Origin of the sequence: Leisingera caerulea DSM 24564 (genome assembly GCF_000473325.1) — a bacterium.
Lineage (GTDB): Bacteria > Pseudomonadota > Alphaproteobacteria > Rhodobacterales > Rhodobacteraceae > Leisingera > Leisingera caerulea.
The window spans coordinates 2,851,968-2,869,466 of sequence record NZ_KI421513.1 but is presented as its reverse complement, the minus strand read 5'-3'; the positions used below and the strand labels follow the sequence as shown (position 1 = coordinate 2,869,466).

The following is a 17,499-nucleotide window of genomic DNA, read 5'->3' as shown; positions in this document are numbered from 1 at the left end:
GCCGGGCGGGCCTGGGCCAAGGGCACCCTGTTCCAGCACTCCTCCGCCCGGTGCCAGGATGACGAAGACGCGGCCGCCCTCGGCATTCCCCAGGAACTGATGGTGGCCGGGCGGCCCGGCCACCAGGAGGCTGAAGGGGTCTGGCGGCAGAACGTGGAGGCGGTGGAAGCCTTTCTGGACGCCGCGACACAGTTCAACCGGATCGCCCTGGCTGACGGCCGGATCCGCGCAACCGGCCTGAACTACCCCGGCGCACAGGCCGCCTGGGCACTCGGCGGCACCGAAATGACCCCCGCCCTGTTTGCCAAAGTCCAGATGATCGAAGGCGGCGCTCTGGCCGAAATGAACGGAAGCTGAACATGCCCTTTGTTGTTTCAGGAAAAGTCTTGATGGATGCCTCCCAGGGCATCCAGGAGCTGAAGGAGCTGAAGGGCGCGAAAGACGCCGCCGGGAAGTCCGCCAAGGTCCTGAGTTTCGAGGAAGCCAAGATCGCGCGCCAGATTAAGGAGGCAGGCACGGCGGCAGGGGTAGCAGCCCGCCAGGCGCAAGAGCTGGCCGATAAGCGGGCGGAGGCTCAGCGTTCCGCTTTCACCGTTATTTCGCGTGGAGCCGATGAAGTTGGCACCAGCCACCAGCTCGCAGCCGGTCAGGTCGGCAACCTCACCGCCCAGTTCAACGACATCGGCGTGATGCTGGCGGCGGGCCAAAACCCGCTTCAGCTCGCTATTCAGCAGGGCACCCAGATCACCCAAGTGTTCGGAAGCGCGGGGGCCGCCGACGCTGTCGCCATGCTGCGCCAGGCTTTGGTGCGCATGATCAGCCCGCTGAACCTGATCACCATCGGCGGGATCGCTGCGGGCGCGGCAATGATCCAGTGGATGACCGGCTCCTCCGAGGCGGCCGAAACCCTGGAGGACCGGATCGAGGCGGCCGGGGACGCCATTGAGGCGTTTCACAGCAAGTCCCAGAAAACCCGCCTGAGCGTGGCGGACATGGTCGAGGAGTTCGGCTCCGCGTCTCCGGAACTGCGCCTGGTGCTGGCCGACATGGCGGCTCTCGCCAAACTTGATGCGCAGAAGGCCATTGATGCCACCGCGCAAAGCGTCCGGAACCTGGTGCTCGAAACCTCCTTCTTCGACGACCGCAACGCGCGCGGCCTTGCCCGGGATTTTCTTGGGCTTAGCTCGATGCTGTCATCACATCGGGAGATGAGCGACATCTTCGCTCGCAATCTGGACCTGCTGAACAGCAGCGAAGACCCGGCCAAGCGCCTCAGCGCGGCTCTGGACGTGCGGGAAATGCTGCTGGAGGCGGCTGGCGGCCTCGACGGCCTGAACACCCGGCAGCGGGAGTTCTACGACGGCCTGGCGGCAGTGATCCGGGATCTTGAAGTGTTCGCCGGCCGCCTTCAGGCGCCATGGCAGGAGCTGAAATCCACAGGCAGCGATCTTTGGGCGAGCCTGAAAACTGCCGCCGGAGACTACCTGGCCGAGCGCCTGAAGATCGAGACAGCTGCCCGGAACACCATTGCCCAGCTGCAGGCCGAAGCCGCGCTGCAGGAGGCCATTGCCATCCACGGCGAAGGCAGCCTGCAGGTGGCCGAACTGCGCCTTCAGGCGGAGCGCCAAGCCTACCAGGCGCAGGTCGATGCCCAGGAAATATCCGACGAGCTGAAAGACGCCCTGATGGCGGCCTGGGATGCTGCCAACGGAGTGGCCTCCGCCGACATGGCGGGCAATATCACCCTGGCCGCTGATGAGGCCCACCGCCTGAAGACCAACCTGCTGGCGGCGCAGGGCAAGGACATCATGGGCCGGATCCGGGCGAACCCGGATTTCAACGACCCGCGAGGCGAAAGCGCGGGCGCTGGCAACCCCGACCACGTCTACCGCGACCAGGGACTGCCCCGCGTCGACCTGCCCCCGAACCCGAGCAAATCCAGAAGCACGAAGCGCGGCGGCGCCAGCCAGCATGATGCGGAACGCAAGGCCATTGAACGGCTGATCGCCAGAGAGCGGGAGCGTCTCGAGATCCTGAAAGAGACCGACCCGGTGATGCAGGAAATGATCCGGCACCGCGAAGTTCTGAAGGACGCCACCGAAGCCGAACGCAAGGCGGTTGAAGCCATCATCCGTGAGCGGGTGGAAGAAGAACAGGCCCTGCGGCGGACCAAGGAGGCCTCAGATTGGCTGAAAGCGACAGGGCAGGACCTGGGCGAAGCTCTGAGAACCGAAGGCGATACTGCCGCTGCAGCCTGGGACCGGGTCAAAGAGGCGATCCTGCGCGCCGCGGCGGAGGCTGTTCTGTTCGGCAAAGGCCCCCTTGCTGAATTTCTGAACCTTGGCAGCGGTCTGCTGGGCGGCGGCGGCAGCTCCGGAGGCGGCGCAGACCTGTTCGGGGACTTTGTCACCGGCCTTCTGGGGTTTGCTGACGGCAGGGTCCCTCCCACAATGATCTACGGCGACGGCGGCAACCGCGACGACAGGGTGCCGGTCATGCTCTCCGCAGGCGAAAGCGTAATCACCGCAAAGGCTACCCGCCGCTACCGCCCGCTTCTGCAGGCCATGAATGACGGCGTGGAGATCCCCGGGTTCGCAACCGGTTTGATCCCCCCCGCCCCCGCCGGTGCTGGCGCCCCCGCCGCCGCAAATCAGGGCCGGTCCCAGCTCACTGTGCGGATCCTGCCCTCGCCGATGTTCGAAGCTGTGGTCGACGAGCGCGCCTCGGAGATCGGTGTCGAGCTGATCCAGGATTACGACCACGGCCCCGCCCGTGCCACCGTCAAAGACACCCTCGAAGACCCATACAAGGTTTGATCATGGCCCTGGCTTACCCCCTTCCCGTCAGCGAGTTTTTCGACCGCCTGCCCATTGCCCGGATCACTTCCCGGGCCGCCGCCGCCAACACCATCTCCGAGACTTTCAGCGGCGATGTCATCAAGCACGGCCACGGCAGTCGGCTGTGGGGCGGCCGCATTGTCCTGGACATGGACCACCATGGCGCCGTCGCAGCTATTGAAGCCTGCCTGTCCCTGCTGGACGAGCCCGGCGCATCGTTCATGATGTGGGACACGCGGCAGCCTCACCCGCTTGCGGACCCTCAAAAGCTCATCCTCGGCTCCGCCGCGCCGGTCATAGACAGCTTGAACCAGAACAACCGGGAACTCGGCATCTCCGGCCTGCCCGCAGGCTATGAGATCAGCCGCGGCGACCTGCTGGGCTTCACCTATGGCGCAAACCCCGCCCGCCACGCCTATCACCGTGTCGTGACAGGTGCGGCAGCGGACGGCGCCGGGACGGCGGCCAACATCGAGGTCACCCCCTTCATCCGGCCCGGTGCCGCGACAGGCACCGCGGTCACACTTGGCAATCCGGTTTTGAAAGCCGTGCTCACCACCGCCCAGTACGGCGAAGGCAGATCCGGCGTCACCGAAGGCGGCTCCTTCAACTGGCTCCAAACGCTGAGGTAACAATGGCCTATTCAGAAGCAGCACAGCAGCAGCTTCAAGAACGCCGCGGCACGGATGCGCATGTCCTGCTGTGGTTCCAAGCGCGCAACCGCAGCACCGGCGCCCCTGAGACCCTTGGTTTCTGGTCCGGTGACGATCACCGCGAATTCCTGGTCGACGGCGAGATCCGCACCTACTTCGGTGCGGGCAGCGTGATTGACGTACCGCCTATCATCGCCGCGCCGGGGTTCAGTGTTCGCGAATACAGGGTGAAGCTGCCGCCGATGCTGGACGAGGTGAAGCAGCTCCTGCAGCAGTATGAGCCGCGCCACGCCGAGGTTCACATCCATTCCGCCGCTTTCGATATCGACACCGGCAATCTGATGCCCCCCGTTAACCGCCGGTTTAAGGGCTATTTAAACAAGGCGCCGGAAGAACTCGGCCCCAAAGGCAAACCCAGCCATACCCAGCTTGTTCTGGTCTCGCCTGCGCGAAAGCTGACCCAGGGCCTGCCCTTGAAGCGCTCGAATTCGGAGCTGCAGCGCCGCAACCCGAATGACCTCGGCCGGGAATACAGCGATGTCGCGGGCGAATGGCCTGTCCCGTGGGGCGGCTGATGATGACCCGGGCCGAACTCCTCTTTGACTATTTGAGCGGCGTCCGTGCCAGGGCGGCCGCCCTCCGCCCGTCGGTCTTCGACTGCGCCCATTTCGCCGCGGGGTGGGTGAAGGCCTGTTCGGGCGCCGACCTGGCTGCTGACTGGCGCGGCCAGTACAGCAGCCTCGACGAAGGCCGGGCCAAGCTCAAGGCCGCCGGATACGGGGATCTGGACGAGCTGGCTGCAGCGCATCTGCGCGAGATCAGCGGCTGGGGCAGCTCACAGCCCGGCGATGTCGCTGCGATCCGCGACCAGGGCCACATCGCGCTGGGGATCATCGGCGGCCCTCAGATCCATGTTCTGGGGCTTAAAGGGCTGGATTACGTCTACCTGGATCGCGCTGAAAGGGTGTTCAGACCATGAAGCTGCTGTTTGCCTCCCTGCTGGCGCTGCTGGCACTCACCCAGCCTGCAGACGCGGCGTCAATCGGGGCCGCACTGGTGGCTCTGGGCACCGCGTTTAAAGCCTACGTCGCCGCGAATGCAATCGCTGGATTTGCCCTGAGAACGCTGATCAGTGCGGGCGTTTCTCAGCTGGTGAAGAAGTTCAAGCAGCGCAAACAGCGCAAGCCCGGCCTTCAGACGACCGCAACGACATCCGGCGGAACGGATCCCCAAGGGACTGTTCTGGGCCGTCACGCAACGGCCGGGCACTTGGTCTACCAGAACAGCTACCTGGAGAATAACTGCTACCTGGTCCACATCATCGAGGTCAGCGATCTTCCAGGCGTCAAGCTTCGCCGACTTATCGTCGACGGGGAATACACCGACATCGCTGAAGAAGCCGATCAGTTCGGCAACTCGCAGCTCCTGGGCAAGAAGGACGCCGCCGGCGTCCCGTTCGGCTGGATCCACTATTATGACGGGACGCAAACTGCGGCCGATCCCTATATCGTGTCCGAGCTGCAGGATAAGGAAGACCGGCCGTGGACCGAAAACCACATCCTTACCGGCATCTGCTACGCAATTGTCATCTTCAAGCGGAACGACGGCGTCTACCCGAACGGCAGGCCGCAAGTCCGCTTCGAACTGGGGTCCCCGCCTCTGTACGATCCCCGGCAGGACACCACGGCCGGGGGCAGCGGAACGCACCGCTGGAACGACCCCTCCACCTGGTCCGAAACCGAAAACCTAATGGTGATCGCCTACAACGTCATGCGCGGGATCACCCTGCCCTGCGGCAGCGTCTGGGGCGGTGGCTTCCCGGCTGAGGACCTGCCTTACCAGGAGTGGGCGGCCGCCATGGACGCCTGCGACCTGGGCGTCGGCGGCAACTCCCGCCCGCAGTTCCGCGGCGGGATGGAGATCCGCTTCGAAGAGGCGCCGGCCGACTTTCTGGAAGAAGTGTTCGCTTCGGCCAACGCTGATATCCTGGAACTTGGCGGGTACTGGTATCCGCTGGTCGGTTCTGAGAACACAATTGCCGCTGACCTGACGGAGGGGGACCTGTTGGTCTCAGAGGGCTGGAAACACGATCCCTTTCCCGGCCTCGAAACCGCTTACAACGCCGTGACCGTCACCCACACGTCGCCCAATGCGCTCTGGAACCCTGCCGCTCCGATCACTTTGACTAAGCCTGAATGGGAAGCCGAAGATGGCGGCCAGAGGATGTTCAGTCTCAAGCTGCCGATGGTTTTCAACGCACAGCAGGCGCGCCAGCTCGGCAACGCGCTGCTAAAGGAAAACCGCCGCTTCCGCACCCACCGCCTGCCGCTTCCTCCGGAGTTTGCGCGCCTGCGGCCGCTGCTGAAAGTCCGGTTCACCTCGGACTGGTACGGGTACGGCGCGAAGGCCTTCACCATTACGGAAATGGCCTATGATCTACTCACGCTGAATGTGTCTGTGAGCCTGCGCGAATGGGACCACAGCGATTATGATCCGGACCTTGCGCTTGAAATCCCTGAAGCGCCCCAGGTGACCACACCGATCATCGTCGAAGATGCCGGTGTGCCTGGTTTCGGCGTGTCTGGTGTCGAGATCAAAGACGCAGACGGCGTAGTCCGCGGCGTGGCGATCCGTGCGGTCTGGGATCCCGACCTCGCCTATTCCGCCGAAGGGATCTCGTTCCAGGTACGGGTCAAGAATGGCGACGACGAACGGTTCAGCGCCAGCGCTTCGGACCTGAAACTCGGCACCTTCCGGCTGGAACCGATGCAAGGCGCGACGGACTACGAAGCGCGGGCAAAGGCCATCTCCAGGAGCAGGAAGACAAATTGGACCGGCTGGCTGCCGGTCACCACTCCGGAGTTCCGGCTTCAGCCAGACGTATTGGACGAGACGGTTTGGCAGGCGGTTTCCGATGATGCGGCTTCGATTGCGGCCGGGTTGGACGATCAACTGGTCCTGGACCGCATTGATCCGCTGGAGAGTGCGGTGCAGCGGGAGCTGCAGATCCGCGACGTGCAGTCTTTCCATGCCGCCGAAGCGCTAGGGTTGATCGGGGACCAAGTGCTCTGGGCGCTCACCAAGGTTTCCGAAATTGACGGCCGCATGGCAGATGCCGGGATATTCAAGGACCCCGAAACCGGCACTGTGCGCATCTACGGGATCGAGGCTGAAGCGGAGCGGATCAGCGAGGCGGAGATCCGGCTTTCCGCCGCGGAGGCGAGTATTTCCCTGTCTGCCACCCAGGCTTGGGTCAATCAGCAGATTTCAAATGCAGTTCTGGACCCCAGTCAAATCCCGGTAGTGGACGATCTGCAGGTGCGGGTCAATCAGGTCGAAGCGGACCTGGACGCTGCTGAGGCGGCAATTACCCTCAAGGCCAGCCAGACCGAACTGGACGGGATGGAAACCCGCCTGACTTCGGCGGAGGTCGACATTGACGCGGCCGGGGCGGCGATTGGCCTGAAGGTAGATCAGGCCAAGTTTGATGCCGCCGAAAGCCGCCTTTCCACTGCTGAATTTCAGATCAGCACTTTGGAGGGGCCTTCCATCACCCAGACGGTGAGCGATGTGCGCACCATTCACGAACAGCTAGCGGCGCAGGACGTGGCTACACTGGAGCAGCTTCTGCTGGCTTATGATCAGCGTGAGGCACTCAAAACCCAAATTGCCTATGCCACCCAAGACATTCGGGCGCGGGTAGACGATGAGCGCGCGGCCACCGCCGCCATCACCGCGGCGCTGGGGGTTGCGATTGAGAACAGCGTGGCGCTGGTTGAAGCGGAAAAGCTGGTGCGCGCGAGCGGTGATAATGCGCTGGCCAGCACAATAGATGCCCTGGAGGTGCGGCTGGACGGGGATATTGCAGCGCAGTCCACGGCTTTGTCTGCTCTGACTACCCGCGTCACGGATGCCGAGGGCACGATAACCAGCCAAAGCCAAAGCCTGACCAGCCTGGACAGCCGCCTGACCACGGCAGAGGGCAGTATTTCCGGCAACGCCACGGCGGTGAGCCAGCTGGATACGAGGGTCGCGGATGCCGAAGGGGATATCTCCAGCCAGGCCACGGCGATAACCACACTGCAATCCAATGTGGGGAGCAACAGCGCCAGCATTCAGCAGACCATGCAGGCCGTGAACGGGGTGATGGGTGAATACACCCTGCGGATTGACAATAACGGCCACGTCTCGGGCATGGTGGTGCGCTCTGAGTTGGATGACCAGGGCCAGCCAGCCTCTGAGGTGGCGTTTCAGTCGGACAAGTTCGCAATTGTCTCAGCGGACGGGTCGCAAAAACGCAGCCCCTTTGTGGTCTACACCGAGGACACCACGATAGGTGGCGTGCTGGTGCCCGCGGGCGTCTACATGCGCAAGGCAGCGATCCGAAACGGCTCCATCGGCAACGCTGAAATTGCGGGCAGCCTGCAATCTGACAATTACGCCGAGGACGCCGATGGCATTCCCACGGAAGGCGTGAAAATCGACTTCCGTAACGACGTGGTGAAGCTGGCAGGGCCTGTCATCAGCCGCAACATTGAAGCGGCCGCGGGCAGCTTCTGGACTGGCGGACCGATCACCGTGGATCCGAATTCCGGCCTGTACCAGGTGGAGACGTGGGAGCTGGTGGAAACCGGGCTGCAAGTGCCGGTGGATCAGGTCTGGATGGCGTCCAACAAAACCTACCTGGCCTATGCGGCCTTCGACGGCAGCGCGACGGCGCCAGGCGGCATCAGCGGCAATTCTGAGTATTGGGGCTGCAAGGCCGAGGTTCTGCCTTTTGCCCGCTGGAACGGGCCGCAGCAGCTGTATCTGCGGATCGAGCTGTGGGCCAAGGGCATCAGCGCCTTGCACCGCTCCGGCAACGCCACGCTGGGCGGAAAAATTCACTGGAAACTATATGAGGTTACATAAATGGCTTGGCCAAAGACAGGAACGGTGAGCGTCACCAATGGCAGCGCGGTTGTCACCGGCACCGGCACCAGCTTTTTCGGCTCTGCCCAGGCAGGCTGGGGCTTTGTTGGCCCGGATGGGCGTGTTTATGAGGTGCTGACGGCGGACAGCCCCACCCAGATCACCTTGGCGAGCAACTATCAGGGCGCAACCGCCGCGGGCCAGGTCTATTCTCTGTTTCCGACCATGTCGCTGGCGCATGATTTGGTTGCAGTTGTGCAGACGCTGATCGGTAACTACCAGGCCATTGCCGATGGACCGGGTTCGGGCAAATTTGCCACCGATGTGGTGAAGCAGGGCGATGAGGACACTGGTCTCGCTTGGCCCGCCAGCAACACCGTGGCGCTGAAAGCGGGCGGCGCGGAGCAGTTGCGCATGACCGGCGGTGTGGCCTCCGGTGCGGCAGTACAGTCCAGCGAAACTGACGGCACTATTGGCAAGCTCCTGAAGTTTGGGGCCTTCGGTTTGGGGGTCGCTGACGGAATGGTTGCCCCGGATGTTGTTGATATGGACACGGCCCCAACTGGGTTCGGAAGGATCTCTGGAGCAACCGTAGGGTCAAAACCGCCGGGCGTGACAAGCGGGACTGTGTTCACCGGAGTAAACCAGGCAGGGCGAACCAGCCAGCTTGTGTTCAGAGCGGCCAGTAATCGGGTGTACATCCGCACAAAGCATGACAACGTGTGGCGTTCTTGGTCCGAGATCTACTGTGCCGAGAACATACTTGGAACCGTCTCCCAATCCGCAGGCGTGCCGACCGGCGCGGTGATCGAGCGCGGCGGCAGTGCGAATGGCGAATACGTGCGCTTTGCAGACGGCACGCAAATCTGCACAATTGAGCGCACACTCAATCTCACCACGGCTGCGGATGGAGCGCTTCACAAGTCGTTGAGCGACTTCGGCGTTTGGGTGTTCCCCGCATCTTTCACAGCACCGCCGGTAGTGACCGCCAATGCCCACGCGGGGTCGCAATGGGCTGAGGCCGGCGCTGTAAATTCCATTCAAGCTGCCGCAGTTGTGATCTGGTCGAGCGCCGCACTAACCGCTGCATCCCGATCCATCAGCGCTGTGGCCGTCGGCCGCTGGTTCTAAAGGAGTGTATCCCATGCAGATCAACTGGACCCCAATGCGCCGGGATGAGGCGTTGACAATCAACAAGGCGGGCGATTCCCTAACGATCAACGGCGAGGTGTTCGATTTCAGTCCTCTGCCCGATGGGGCCACCCTGCCGCGCGACGCGGTGGCTTGCGAGTGGCTGGCCTCGGACGTGGAGCGCAGCGGCGGCGAAATCAGCCTGACCCTGATCCTGCCGCATGGCGCCAATGCGCCGGAAGAAATTCGGTTTCCGCAGCCAGTGGTGATGGCCGCTGACGGGCCGGTACCAGTTCCGCGCCGCTGCAACCCTGAAACTGAAGACGAAGAGGAGGACGCAGTATGAGCAACATCGACTTTTCCCAGACCGTCACCGTTGAGGCCAAGGCTGGCGCCGCCAGGGCCGCCCTGTTCGCCGATCTCGCCAACATCCGCTGGCAGCGCGAAACCAGCGGTATCACCCTGCCAGACGGCTCCACCATGGCCACCGATGAGCGCAGCACCGCAAAACTGACCGCTACCGTTACGAGCTTGCAGAGCGGCTTGGTGAGCGGCCCGCTGAACTTCAAGTTCCCGGATGGCTGGCGGTCTGTCAGCCAGGCAGAGATCGAGGCAGTGGCAGCCGCGGTCGCGCAGCACGTTCAGAGCTGCTTTGATGCCGAGTTGACCGTCTCAGGGCAAATCGGCGCGCTGACCGACGCAGAGGTACCTGCCTTCGATGTAACGTCTGCCTTTGCTGCTGCACTGGAAATGGCGCCGGAGGAAGCAGTTTAACAACCCTACTGAACCCGCGCGCGACCGCGTCCATGCAGTTGGCCGGACAAATTCACCGAGGAACATTGGCACGGCGGACGCAGAAGCCTGCCCAAGAGGAGACTAGACGATGGCACAAGAGCAAACCCCCATCACCGTAGACAAAGACACCTGGGTGCAGCTGACGGACGACGATGTCACCGAAATCAGCTTTCAGGTCCTGGATGGAGAAATCGAATTGAGGCGCGGCGGCACCGCAGCGCCCGGTTCCGAAGCGCGCGGCTGGATCTACCCGGGCGGGACCGGCCGGGAAAAGCTGCCACTGGCAGATATCAGCGTGGCGCAGGGCAGTCGTGTTTGGGCCAAGGGCCGCAGGGCAGCCAAATCTACGGTTCTGGTGGATCATGCGTGACCCGTTCCTTTCCGGCCGAAGTGCATTGCGCAATCCATTTCAAACCTCTCGCCTCTCTGTTCTAACCCTCAATCCGGTACTTTTCCTCGACCCGTCTGACCTATCCACGCTGATGCAGGATGAGAGCACGCCTGTTTCCGCTGCGGGCGACCCTGTCATGACACCATTGGATAAGTCGCACAGATTGGTGCGGGGCAAAGAGCTGTGGAATATCGCAGACGCTTCATCCGGCGCGAACTGGACGGAAAGCAGCGGGGTCTACACCAAGCCAGAGACCGGCTTCGCAACGCTTGGCCTTACCACCCTGACCGCGGGACAATGGTATGAAGCCAAGTTCACAATCAGCGCGACCACCGGCGTTCTGAACCTGTGGCGCCGGGACGCGACAGCCACCAGCAATGAACAGGCCGCAGGCGATTTCGGAACCGGGACGCATTGCGCAATCGTGAGGGCCGGTTACTCCACAAACGGTGACGGCCACCACCTTTGGTTCGATGGGAGTGCTTTCACCGGGACGCTATCTGACGTTTCGTTCCGCGCCCTGCCTGGCAACCACCTCATTGCGCCGTCAGGTTCCAACCGTGCGGCATATCAGTCCGGCGGCGGGCGGTTCTGGCTCGACGGGGACGGGAATGACGACTTCTACACCGCTGACACGCGCTTCGGATTGAGCGCGGACCCTGATCTGACTGTCATAGCGGCAATCAACACGGGTGATCAGATGTCAGCAATCGAGCGCATCTGGCACATCGGGGGCGCCATGGCCGGTTCCATTTCAGGAGCTGTCGGATCTGATGGCCCGTCGTGGCGGCACAACAACGGCAACCGGAAATTCCCTGCTATTGCCAATAACACTGATGCTGTGATCGCTTGGCGGCGCTCCGCCGGGGACCCCTACGGCAATGGTCAGGTGTTTGTGGATGGCGTGGAACAGCTCCAAACATCAGTCACAAACCCCGGCGTGGTGCCTTCAGACACCGGCGGAAAGTTCTCGATGTTCGCTCAGCCCAATGCGGCGGAATGGTTTGGCGGCAGGATTTACGCCATCCTGGTGTTTCCGTTCCGCTTGACGGATGCGGAGCTGATGCGTGCCACCTCTTGGATGGGTGCAAAGCAAGGGCGCACACTATGACCCGTTTTGTCTGGCAGGTCGATTTTTTCGCCCCTATTGGCACCGCTATCGCCTGCAATCGGGCAGCGAACGCTTGGGGGATAAGCGGCCAGAACTTTCTAATCCGATTGTCGCCAACCGGCGCGGAACCCGCTACCCACCTTGGCGGCTCTGCGCGTGAGACAGACCTGTTTGTACGCGCCGTGGAAGCCGCACCCGGCCTGCCTGAAGGATTGGGCGAAGAGTTTTTTCCGAAGGTGCTGGATAAAGCAGACTGGCAGGCGGTGGGTGACCATCTGGTGCTGACACATGGCCCGGCTGACACCACCAACGCACGCGCGCAGTTTGAGGCGCTGATAGTGGGTCACGGGCTGAAAAAGATCTTAGCTAATCCCAGCCAGTAGATCTGAGCACGAGGACACCTCTCAACTGTTCAATATCCGTTTAAGCCGCCTTTAAACGCACATCGAATAGGCCGGATTTGAAGGGTTCGAACGGCAGACTGCCCGCTACTGCAATCTGAAGTGTCCCAAGCTTGCGTATCTGGCCGCTGCCGCCTGCGCCGCACCGGGGCTGGAAACCCGCCGCAAAAAGCCCTAAAAACAGTGGGTTTTCAAAAATGAGTTGCTGCAACGGGAAGTGTCCCACACTGCAACGCGAAGTGTCCCGCTACATGCGCCTCCCGCCCGGACACACAGCCCTTGCAGGCCTGAGCCCAGCCGCTTTTCAGAGAGCATGTGAAAAAGATTCACATAGGGACTTGAAACCCCCGCGGCGGCTCCCGATATGCAATAATGTGAAAGGGATTTACATACACCCGCAACCTGGAGGACCCCGATGACGAGTTTCACCCAAACCGCCCCCCATACACCGGTGCAGGGCTGGTTTTCCCGCAGCGAAGCCTGGCTGGACAGCAAGGGCAAAGGCGCCTGGATTGCCGTTATGGTGCTGGGCTTTGTGTTCTTCTGGCCGGTGGGCCTGGCCCTTCTTTTCTACATGATCTGGAGCAAACGCATGTTCAGCAAATCCTCCTGCCGCCACAGAGGCAAAGCCTGGGCGCGCCACGGGTTCTCGGCGATGAAACCCTCGGGCAACAGCGCCTTTGATGCCTATAAGGCCGATACGCTGCGCCGCCTGGAGCAGGAACAGCATGATTTCGAGGCCTTCCTGGAACGCCTGCGCGAGGCCAAGGACAAGGCCGAGTTCGACCAGTTCATGGACGAGCGCGCCCGCGCCGCCGATCATGGCGATGACGCGGAGGACGAGGACGAAGCCGGCGGCGAACCCAAGCGCCACTAAGCTCTGCCCCTCCTCCGGCTGCCCCGCCCCCGTCCGGGCGGGGCTTCCGCTGCCTGCCTTTTCCCCTAGCAAAGGTCCCCTTGCATGACCGCCCTGCCCGACCCCGACTACCAGGCAGAATTCTATGCGTCTGTTCCGGCCAAGCGTCTGATCGCCTGGGTCATCGACAGCATCCTGATCTTCACCCTCAGCGCTGCCGCGGTGCTGCTGACCGCGTTTACCGGGCTTTTGATCTGGCCGCTGTTGTATCTGGCGGTCGGCTTTGCCTACCGGACCGTGACGATCGCCAACGGCTCCGCCACCTGGGGCATGCGCTTTGCCGGGATTGAGCTGCGCGACAGCGCGGGCCAGCGGCTCGACAGCGGCCTAGCGGCGCTGCACACCGCGGGCTATTCACTGTCGCTGGGCTTCCCGGTGCTGCAGGTGATCTCGATCATCCTGATGCTGACCTCGCCGCGCGGCCAGGGGTTGACCGACCATTTCCTCGGCACCGTCATGCTGAACCGGCGGGTTTGAGTGAATTCCGCAAGACAGCGTTAAGCCATTTTCCACAAGGCCACTTGGCGCACCGGAACCGCGTTGTTATCATCAGTTGGAGTAGCTGCCGCTTGTTCCACCTGTCCCGCGAAACTGCCGAAGAGTTCCGATGCGCCATACCCTTCCGATTGCACCGCAGTTCTACGTGACGGCCCCTCAGCCCTGCCCCTATCTGGAGGGCCGGATGGAGCGGAAGCTGTTCACCGCGCTGCAGGGCGACGGGGTGGAGCAGCTCAACAACAGCCTCAGCCAGCAGGGCTTCCGGCGCTCGCAGAACGTGCTCTACAGGCCGTCCTGCTCGGAGTGTTCGGCCTGCCTGTCCGCCCGGATTGATGTGTCGGCCTTCAGCCCCAGCCGCAGTCAGAAGCGCACCCTGAAGCGCAACGCGCACCTTGAACGCCGGGCGACCTCGCCCTGGGCGACAGAGGACCAGTTTGCCCTGTTCCGCCGCTATCTGGACAGCCGCCACGCAGACGGCGGCATGGCCGACATGGATGTGTTCGAATACGCCGCGATGATCGAGGAAACCCCGGTGCGCAGCCGGGTGGTTGAATATGCCGAGGAAGGCAGCAATCAGCTGACCGCGGTGTCGCTCACCGATGTGCTGGAGGACGGCCTCAGCATGGTCTACTCCTTCTACGCGCCGGACCAGCCGCAGGATTCGCTCGGCACTTTCATGATCCTCGACCACATCAGCATCGCGCGCGAGGCAGGCCTTCCCTACGTCTACCTGGGCTATTGGGTGCCCGGCAGCCAGAAGATGGGCTACAAGGCCAAATTCTCCGGACTGGAAATCTATCACCAGAGCGAATGGAAAAAGATGACCGACCCGGCGCAGTTCGAGGCCGCCGTGCATCCGTTGTCGACCGACCCGATTGCTGAACAGGTGGCCAATATCCAGCTGCCCGAACAGCCCATTCACCGCAACCGCTGATGCAGAACCTTCACGCTGTCTCGCTGGTGGTGCCGGACTACGGCGCCGCCATCGCCTTTTACTGCGGCCAGCTGGGCTGGCATCTGGCGGAGGACATTGACCAGGGCAGCAAGCGCTGGGTCCGCATCCTGCCGCCGGGGGCTGCGCAGGGCAGCCTGATCCTGGCCCGCGCCGAAGGGGCCGCGCAGGAGGCGGCAATCGGAAACCAGTTCGGCGGCCGCGTCGGGCTGTTCCTGGCCACGGATGACTTTGCCCGCGACCATGCCGCAATGCTGGCCCAGGGCGTCACCTTCGAGGAAGCCCCCCGCCAGGAGCCTTATGGCACCGTCGCGGTCTGGCGCGACCCTTTCGGCAACCGCTGGGACCTTATCCAGTTCGCCTGAGCCGCCCGCCTCGCCTGACGGTCCCCGCCGGGATCCCCTGTTCATCTGGCTGAAAATATCCCGGGGTGAATGCGCGCCGCGCGCGCAGAGGGGCAGCGCCCCTGCCCCGGGACAAAAGCAAAGGGGCCCGCTTGGGGCCCCTTTTCCGTTGTCTTGTCCTGGAAACCCCGGATCAGTTCGGGATCAGCGCCGGAACGATCGTCACAATCGACGGGAAGGCCCAAAGGATGGCAATCCCCACCACCTGGATCAGCACAAACGGCACGATCCCGCGGTAGATATGCGCCGTCGTCACCTCTTTCGGCGCCACCCCGCGCAGGTAGAACAGCGCAAAGCCGAAGGGCGGTGTCAGGAACGAGGTCTGCAGGTTCACCGCCACCATGATGGTCACCCATTTCGGATCGAACGACCCGCCATAGATCACCGGCCCCACGATCGGGATCACGATGTAGATGATCTCCAGGAAGTCGAGCACGAAGCCCAGGAAGAACAGCACCAGCATCACGATCAGGAAGACCGTCATTTCGTTGTCGAAGCTCTTCAGGAACTGCTGGATATAGTGCTCGCCGCCGAAGGAGATCACCACCAGGTTGAGCAGCTGCGAGCCGATCAGGATGGTGAAGACCATCGAGGTCACCTTGGCGGTTTCCCGCACCACCGGGGTCAGCACGCCGGAGCGGAACAGAACCCAGCAGCCATACAGCAGGCCGAACAGCGCATAGAGATAGGCGCCGTAGGCCACGAAGAAGGCAATCCAGCTCTCGACGCTGACGCCGCCCTGGTTCACCCGCAGGTCGAAGTTCATGCCGACGAGGATGCACAGCATCACTGCAAAGGTGGACCAGATGATGATCTTGCCCGATTTGCCTTCGTCCTGCAGCTTGCGGTAGGCCGCCAGCATGATGGCACCGCCTGCCCCAAGCGCCGCGGCGGGGGTTGGGTTGGTGATGCCGCCCAGGATAGAGCCCAGCACTGCAACGATCAGCACCAGCGGCGGGAACACCACCCGGATCAGATCGTTTCGGGCGCAGCGCGCGGCGGCCTCGCGGCTGCCCCACAGCGCCAGCAGCAGCGGCAGCGCGATCCACAGCACCGTGACACCGGGAGAGGTGGTCGGCGCAATCGCCACCAGATCCACCAGCGCAATCAGCAGGATGCCGATGGCGCCCAGGATCAGCGGCTTGGGATCGCGCGAAGGCGCCACGCCGCGGCCAAAGGCCAGCACCAGGCCCAGCAGCACCATGATCACGCTGATGCCGGTGCCGATGGGGGCTGCGGCGGCGGTCTTGGCCTCAACCGCCGCGGCGATTTCTTCCTCGGTCAGCCGTTCCGCCAGAGTGACACCGCCTGCTTCGTTGATGGCTACCTGTTCCGCCACCGCGGCGTCCCAGGCTTCCTGCCCGTGCAGGTCAATCATTGACGCCTTGCACTCGGCGCCGACATTGGTGCGCAGGGACGCGGTCTCGCCGGCGTCGGAGAAGGTGGAAACAACGATGTTCTGGCTGCCGATCACGTTGAAGCTGCTCAGCAGGACCGCGCCGCCGATGATTGCGGCCGGGACGCCCAGGAACCAGATCAGGCCTTCGTTGCGGGTGATCACCTCGCCGGTGCTTTGCTCCATTGCCACAGCCGGGGCCTTGTGCGGGTTCAACAGCGCATAGCCAAAGGCATAAGTGGCGTAAAGCAGCGCCAGCATGATGCCCGGCAGCAGCGCCGCCTGGAACAAGGTGCCGACCGAAACCACCGCCGGTTCGCCCAGGTAGGTGAGCGCGTCGGAACAGCCTGCCTCCATCGCGCGGGTCTCCTGCGCGGTGGAATAAAGGTCGCCCGCCAGGGTGCCCAGCAGAACGATCACAATGGACGGCGGGATGATCTGGCCCAACGTGCCGGACGCCGCGATCACACCTGTCGCCAGTTCCGGCGAGTAGTTGTTGCGCAGCATGGTGGGCAGTGCCAGCAGGCCCATGGTCACCACGGTGGCGCCGACAATACCGGTGGAGGCTGCCAGGAACGCGCCCACAACCACAATCGACACCGCCAGGCCGCCGGGCAGCGGGCCAAAGACGCGCGCCATGGTGGTCAGCAGATCGTTCGCGATCTTGGAGCGCTCCAGGGTGATGCCCATCAGAACGAACATCAGCACCGCCAGCAGGGTCTCAATCGAGGCACCGGCCAGCACCCGCTCGTTCATCCGGTTGACGATGAAGGAGATGTTGCGGTCCAGCGCGACTTCCCAGCCCTGCGCAAACACCGGTTCCGCCAGCCTTGGCAAATCCGGGTACCGGAAGACCGACACCTTATCGGGCCTGATGCCCGAATTCAGCAGGTCGCGGTAGGCCTGCGACGAGGTATCAATCGCCTGGTGCACCAGGATCCCGGCGCTGTCCAATGCGGCGATGATCCCGAAGGAGATGATCCCGGCACCGCCGATGGCAAAGGCCACCGGAAAGCCGGAGAGGATGCCCCCGAAGAGGCAGAAGAATACGATGAGCAGTCCGATTTCGACGCCATCAAGTCCAAATAGCATGTTTCCGACGT

The 17,499-nt window shown here is 63.0% G+C and carries 18 protein-coding genes; 16 read left to right on the top strand and 2 right to left on the bottom strand.

From position 1 onward, the window contains the following. Positions 1 to 102 precede the first annotated feature (102 nt). The 12 genes from CAER_RS0121125 (at position 103) to CAER_RS0121070 (ending at position 12,212) form a co-directional block, all read left to right on the top strand. Positions 103 to 357, top strand: coding sequence for a DUF1799 domain-containing protein (locus CAER_RS0121125; RefSeq protein ID WP_161631098.1), 255 nt, complete (start codon positions 103 to 105; stop codon positions 355 to 357). 32 nt (positions 358 to 389) lie between these two features. Further along, on the top strand, positions 390 to 2,816 hold the full coding sequence (locus CAER_RS0121120; RefSeq protein WP_027237244.1) for a phage tail length tape measure family protein: 2,427 nt from the start codon (positions 390 to 392) through the stop codon (positions 2,814 to 2,816). A gap of 2 nt (positions 2,817 to 2,818) precedes the next feature. Next, positions 2,819 to 3,469, top strand: coding sequence for a hypothetical protein (locus CAER_RS0121115; RefSeq protein ID WP_051357825.1), 651 nt, complete (start codon positions 2,819 to 2,821; stop codon positions 3,467 to 3,469). Positions 3,470 to 3,471: 2 nt separating this feature from the next. Further along, a complete protein-coding gene (locus tag CAER_RS0121110; RefSeq protein WP_027237242.1) occupies positions 3,472 to 4,065 on the top strand; it encodes a hypothetical protein in 594 nt (197 codons plus the stop codon). After that, the gene (locus CAER_RS0121105) at positions 4,041 to 4,469 is read left to right on the top strand and encodes a DUF6950 family protein (RefSeq protein WP_154667802.1); all 429 of its coding nucleotides are present in this window, start codon (positions 4,041 to 4,043) and stop codon (positions 4,467 to 4,469) included. Before CAER_RS0121110 ends, CAER_RS0121105 begins: the two co-directional genes overlap by 25 nt. Beyond that, positions 4,466 to 8,401, top strand: a complete 3,936-nt coding sequence (locus tag CAER_RS28950; RefSeq protein WP_051357824.1) for a phage tail tip fiber protein — start codon at positions 4,466 to 4,468, stop codon at positions 8,399 to 8,401. Before CAER_RS0121105 ends, CAER_RS28950 begins: the two co-directional genes overlap by 4 nt. Then, positions 8,402 to 9,532: a pyocin knob domain-containing protein gene (locus tag CAER_RS28945; protein WP_051357823.1), complete on the top strand. Its 1,131-nt coding sequence runs from the start codon at positions 8,402 to 8,404 to the stop codon at positions 9,530 to 9,532. 13 nt (positions 9,533 to 9,545) lie between these two features. Beyond that, positions 9,546 to 9,878: a hypothetical protein gene (locus tag CAER_RS28265; RefSeq protein WP_051357822.1), complete on the top strand. Its 333-nt coding sequence runs from the start codon at positions 9,546 to 9,548 to the stop codon at positions 9,876 to 9,878. Next, positions 9,875 to 10,306, top strand: coding sequence for a DUF4376 domain-containing protein (locus CAER_RS0121085; RefSeq protein WP_027237240.1), 432 nt, complete (start codon positions 9,875 to 9,877; stop codon positions 10,304 to 10,306). Before CAER_RS28265 ends, CAER_RS0121085 begins: the two co-directional genes overlap by 4 nt. 109 nt (positions 10,307 to 10,415) lie before the next feature. After that, a complete protein-coding gene (locus CAER_RS0121080; RefSeq protein WP_027237239.1) occupies positions 10,416 to 10,697 on the top strand; it encodes a hypothetical protein in 282 nt (93 codons plus the stop codon). Beyond that, on the top strand, positions 10,690 to 11,829 hold the full coding sequence (locus CAER_RS0121075; protein ID WP_154667801.1) for a hypothetical protein: 1,140 nt from the start codon (positions 10,690 to 10,692) through the stop codon (positions 11,827 to 11,829). The genes CAER_RS0121080 and CAER_RS0121075 overlap by 8 nt, the downstream gene beginning before the upstream one ends. Further along, positions 11,826 to 12,212: a hypothetical protein gene (locus CAER_RS0121070; protein ID WP_027237237.1), complete on the top strand. Its 387-nt coding sequence runs from the start codon at positions 11,826 to 11,828 to the stop codon at positions 12,210 to 12,212. The genes CAER_RS0121075 and CAER_RS0121070 overlap by 4 nt, the downstream gene beginning before the upstream one ends. Before the next feature lie 40 nt (positions 12,213 to 12,252). Here CAER_RS0121070 and CAER_RS29805 read toward each other — a convergent pair whose 3' ends face one another. Further along, positions 12,253 to 12,441: a hypothetical protein gene (locus CAER_RS29805; RefSeq protein WP_154667800.1), complete on the bottom strand. Its 189-nt coding sequence runs from the start codon at positions 12,439 to 12,441 to the stop codon at positions 12,253 to 12,255. A 204-nt stretch (positions 12,442 to 12,645) separates the two neighbouring features. Here CAER_RS29805 and CAER_RS0121065 point away from each other — a divergent pair, with 204 nt between their 5' ends. The 4 genes from CAER_RS0121065 to CAER_RS0121050 all read left to right on the top strand — a co-directional run bounded on the left by CAER_RS0121065 (position 12,646) and on the right by CAER_RS0121050 (position 14,961). Beyond that, positions 12,646 to 13,107 (top strand): DUF2852 domain-containing protein, encoded by a 462-nt coding sequence (locus CAER_RS0121065; RefSeq protein ID WP_027237236.1) that lies wholly within the window; start codon positions 12,646 to 12,648, stop codon positions 13,105 to 13,107. Positions 13,108 to 13,191: 84 nt separating this feature from the next. After that, positions 13,192 to 13,623, top strand: a complete 432-nt coding sequence (locus CAER_RS0121060; RefSeq protein ID WP_027237235.1) for an RDD family protein — start codon at positions 13,192 to 13,194, stop codon at positions 13,621 to 13,623. A 130-nt stretch (positions 13,624 to 13,753) separates the two neighbouring features. Continuing rightward, complete coding sequence (locus tag CAER_RS0121055) at positions 13,754 to 14,578, top strand: arginyltransferase (RefSeq protein ID WP_027237234.1); 825 nt, start codon at positions 13,754 to 13,756, stop codon at positions 14,576 to 14,578. Beyond that, on the top strand, positions 14,578 to 14,961 hold the full coding sequence (locus CAER_RS0121050; RefSeq protein WP_027237233.1) for a VOC family protein: 384 nt from the start codon (positions 14,578 to 14,580) through the stop codon (positions 14,959 to 14,961). Before CAER_RS0121055 ends, CAER_RS0121050 begins: the two co-directional genes overlap by 1 nt. A gap of 172 nt (positions 14,962 to 15,133) precedes the next feature. On the opposite strand, the gene CAER_RS0121045 is transcribed toward CAER_RS0121050, so the two are convergent. Then, positions 15,134 to 17,488 carry a TRAP transporter large permease gene (locus CAER_RS0121045; RefSeq protein WP_027237232.1) on the bottom strand — a complete coding sequence of 785 codons (2,355 nt, stop codon included), beginning with the start codon at positions 17,486 to 17,488 and terminating at the stop codon, positions 15,134 to 15,136. Positions 17,489 to 17,499: the final 11 nt, after the last annotated feature.

Bases quoted from the DNA above. Each gene is read 5' to 3' on its own strand.
- CAER_RS0121060 (WP_027237235.1), top strand. From the start codon at position 13,192: ATGACCGCCCTGCCCGACCCCGACTACCAGGCAGAATTCTATGCGTCT.
- CAER_RS0121105 (WP_154667802.1), top strand. From the start codon at position 4,041: ATGGCCTGTCCCGTGGGGCGGCTGATGATGACCCGGGCCGAACTCCTC.
- CAER_RS0121045 (WP_027237232.1), bottom strand. From the start codon at position 17,488: ATGCTATTTGGACTTGATGGCGTCGAAATCGGACTGCTCATCGTATTC.
- CAER_RS0121110 (WP_027237242.1), top strand. From the start codon at position 3,472: ATGGCCTATTCAGAAGCAGCACAGCAGCAGCTTCAAGAACGCCGCGGC.
- CAER_RS0121055 (WP_027237234.1), top strand. From the start codon at position 13,754: ATGCGCCATACCCTTCCGATTGCACCGCAGTTCTACGTGACGGCCCCT.
- CAER_RS0121120 (WP_027237244.1), top strand. From the start codon at position 390: ATGGATGCCTCCCAGGGCATCCAGGAGCTGAAGGAGCTGAAGGGCGCG.
- CAER_RS0121080 (WP_027237239.1), top strand. From the start codon at position 10,416: ATGGCACAAGAGCAAACCCCCATCACCGTAGACAAAGACACCTGGGTG.
- CAER_RS0121065 (WP_027237236.1), top strand. From the start codon at position 12,646: ATGACGAGTTTCACCCAAACCGCCCCCCATACACCGGTGCAGGGCTGG.
- CAER_RS28950 (WP_051357824.1), top strand. From the start codon at position 4,466: ATGAAGCTGCTGTTTGCCTCCCTGCTGGCGCTGCTGGCACTCACCCAG.
- CAER_RS0121070 (WP_027237237.1), top strand. From the start codon at position 11,826: ATGACCCGTTTTGTCTGGCAGGTCGATTTTTTCGCCCCTATTGGCACC.
- CAER_RS0121115 (WP_051357825.1), top strand. From the start codon at position 2,819: ATGGCCCTGGCTTACCCCCTTCCCGTCAGCGAGTTTTTCGACCGCCTG.
- CAER_RS0121085 (WP_027237240.1), top strand. From the start codon at position 9,875: ATGAGCAACATCGACTTTTCCCAGACCGTCACCGTTGAGGCCAAGGCT.
- CAER_RS0121050 (WP_027237233.1), top strand. From the start codon at position 14,578: ATGCAGAACCTTCACGCTGTCTCGCTGGTGGTGCCGGACTACGGCGCC.
- CAER_RS28265 (WP_051357822.1), top strand. From the start codon at position 9,546: ATGCAGATCAACTGGACCCCAATGCGCCGGGATGAGGCGTTGACAATC.
- CAER_RS0121075 (WP_154667801.1), top strand. From the start codon at position 10,690: ATGCGTGACCCGTTCCTTTCCGGCCGAAGTGCATTGCGCAATCCATTT.
- CAER_RS28945 (WP_051357823.1), top strand. From the start codon at position 8,402: ATGGCTTGGCCAAAGACAGGAACGGTGAGCGTCACCAATGGCAGCGCG.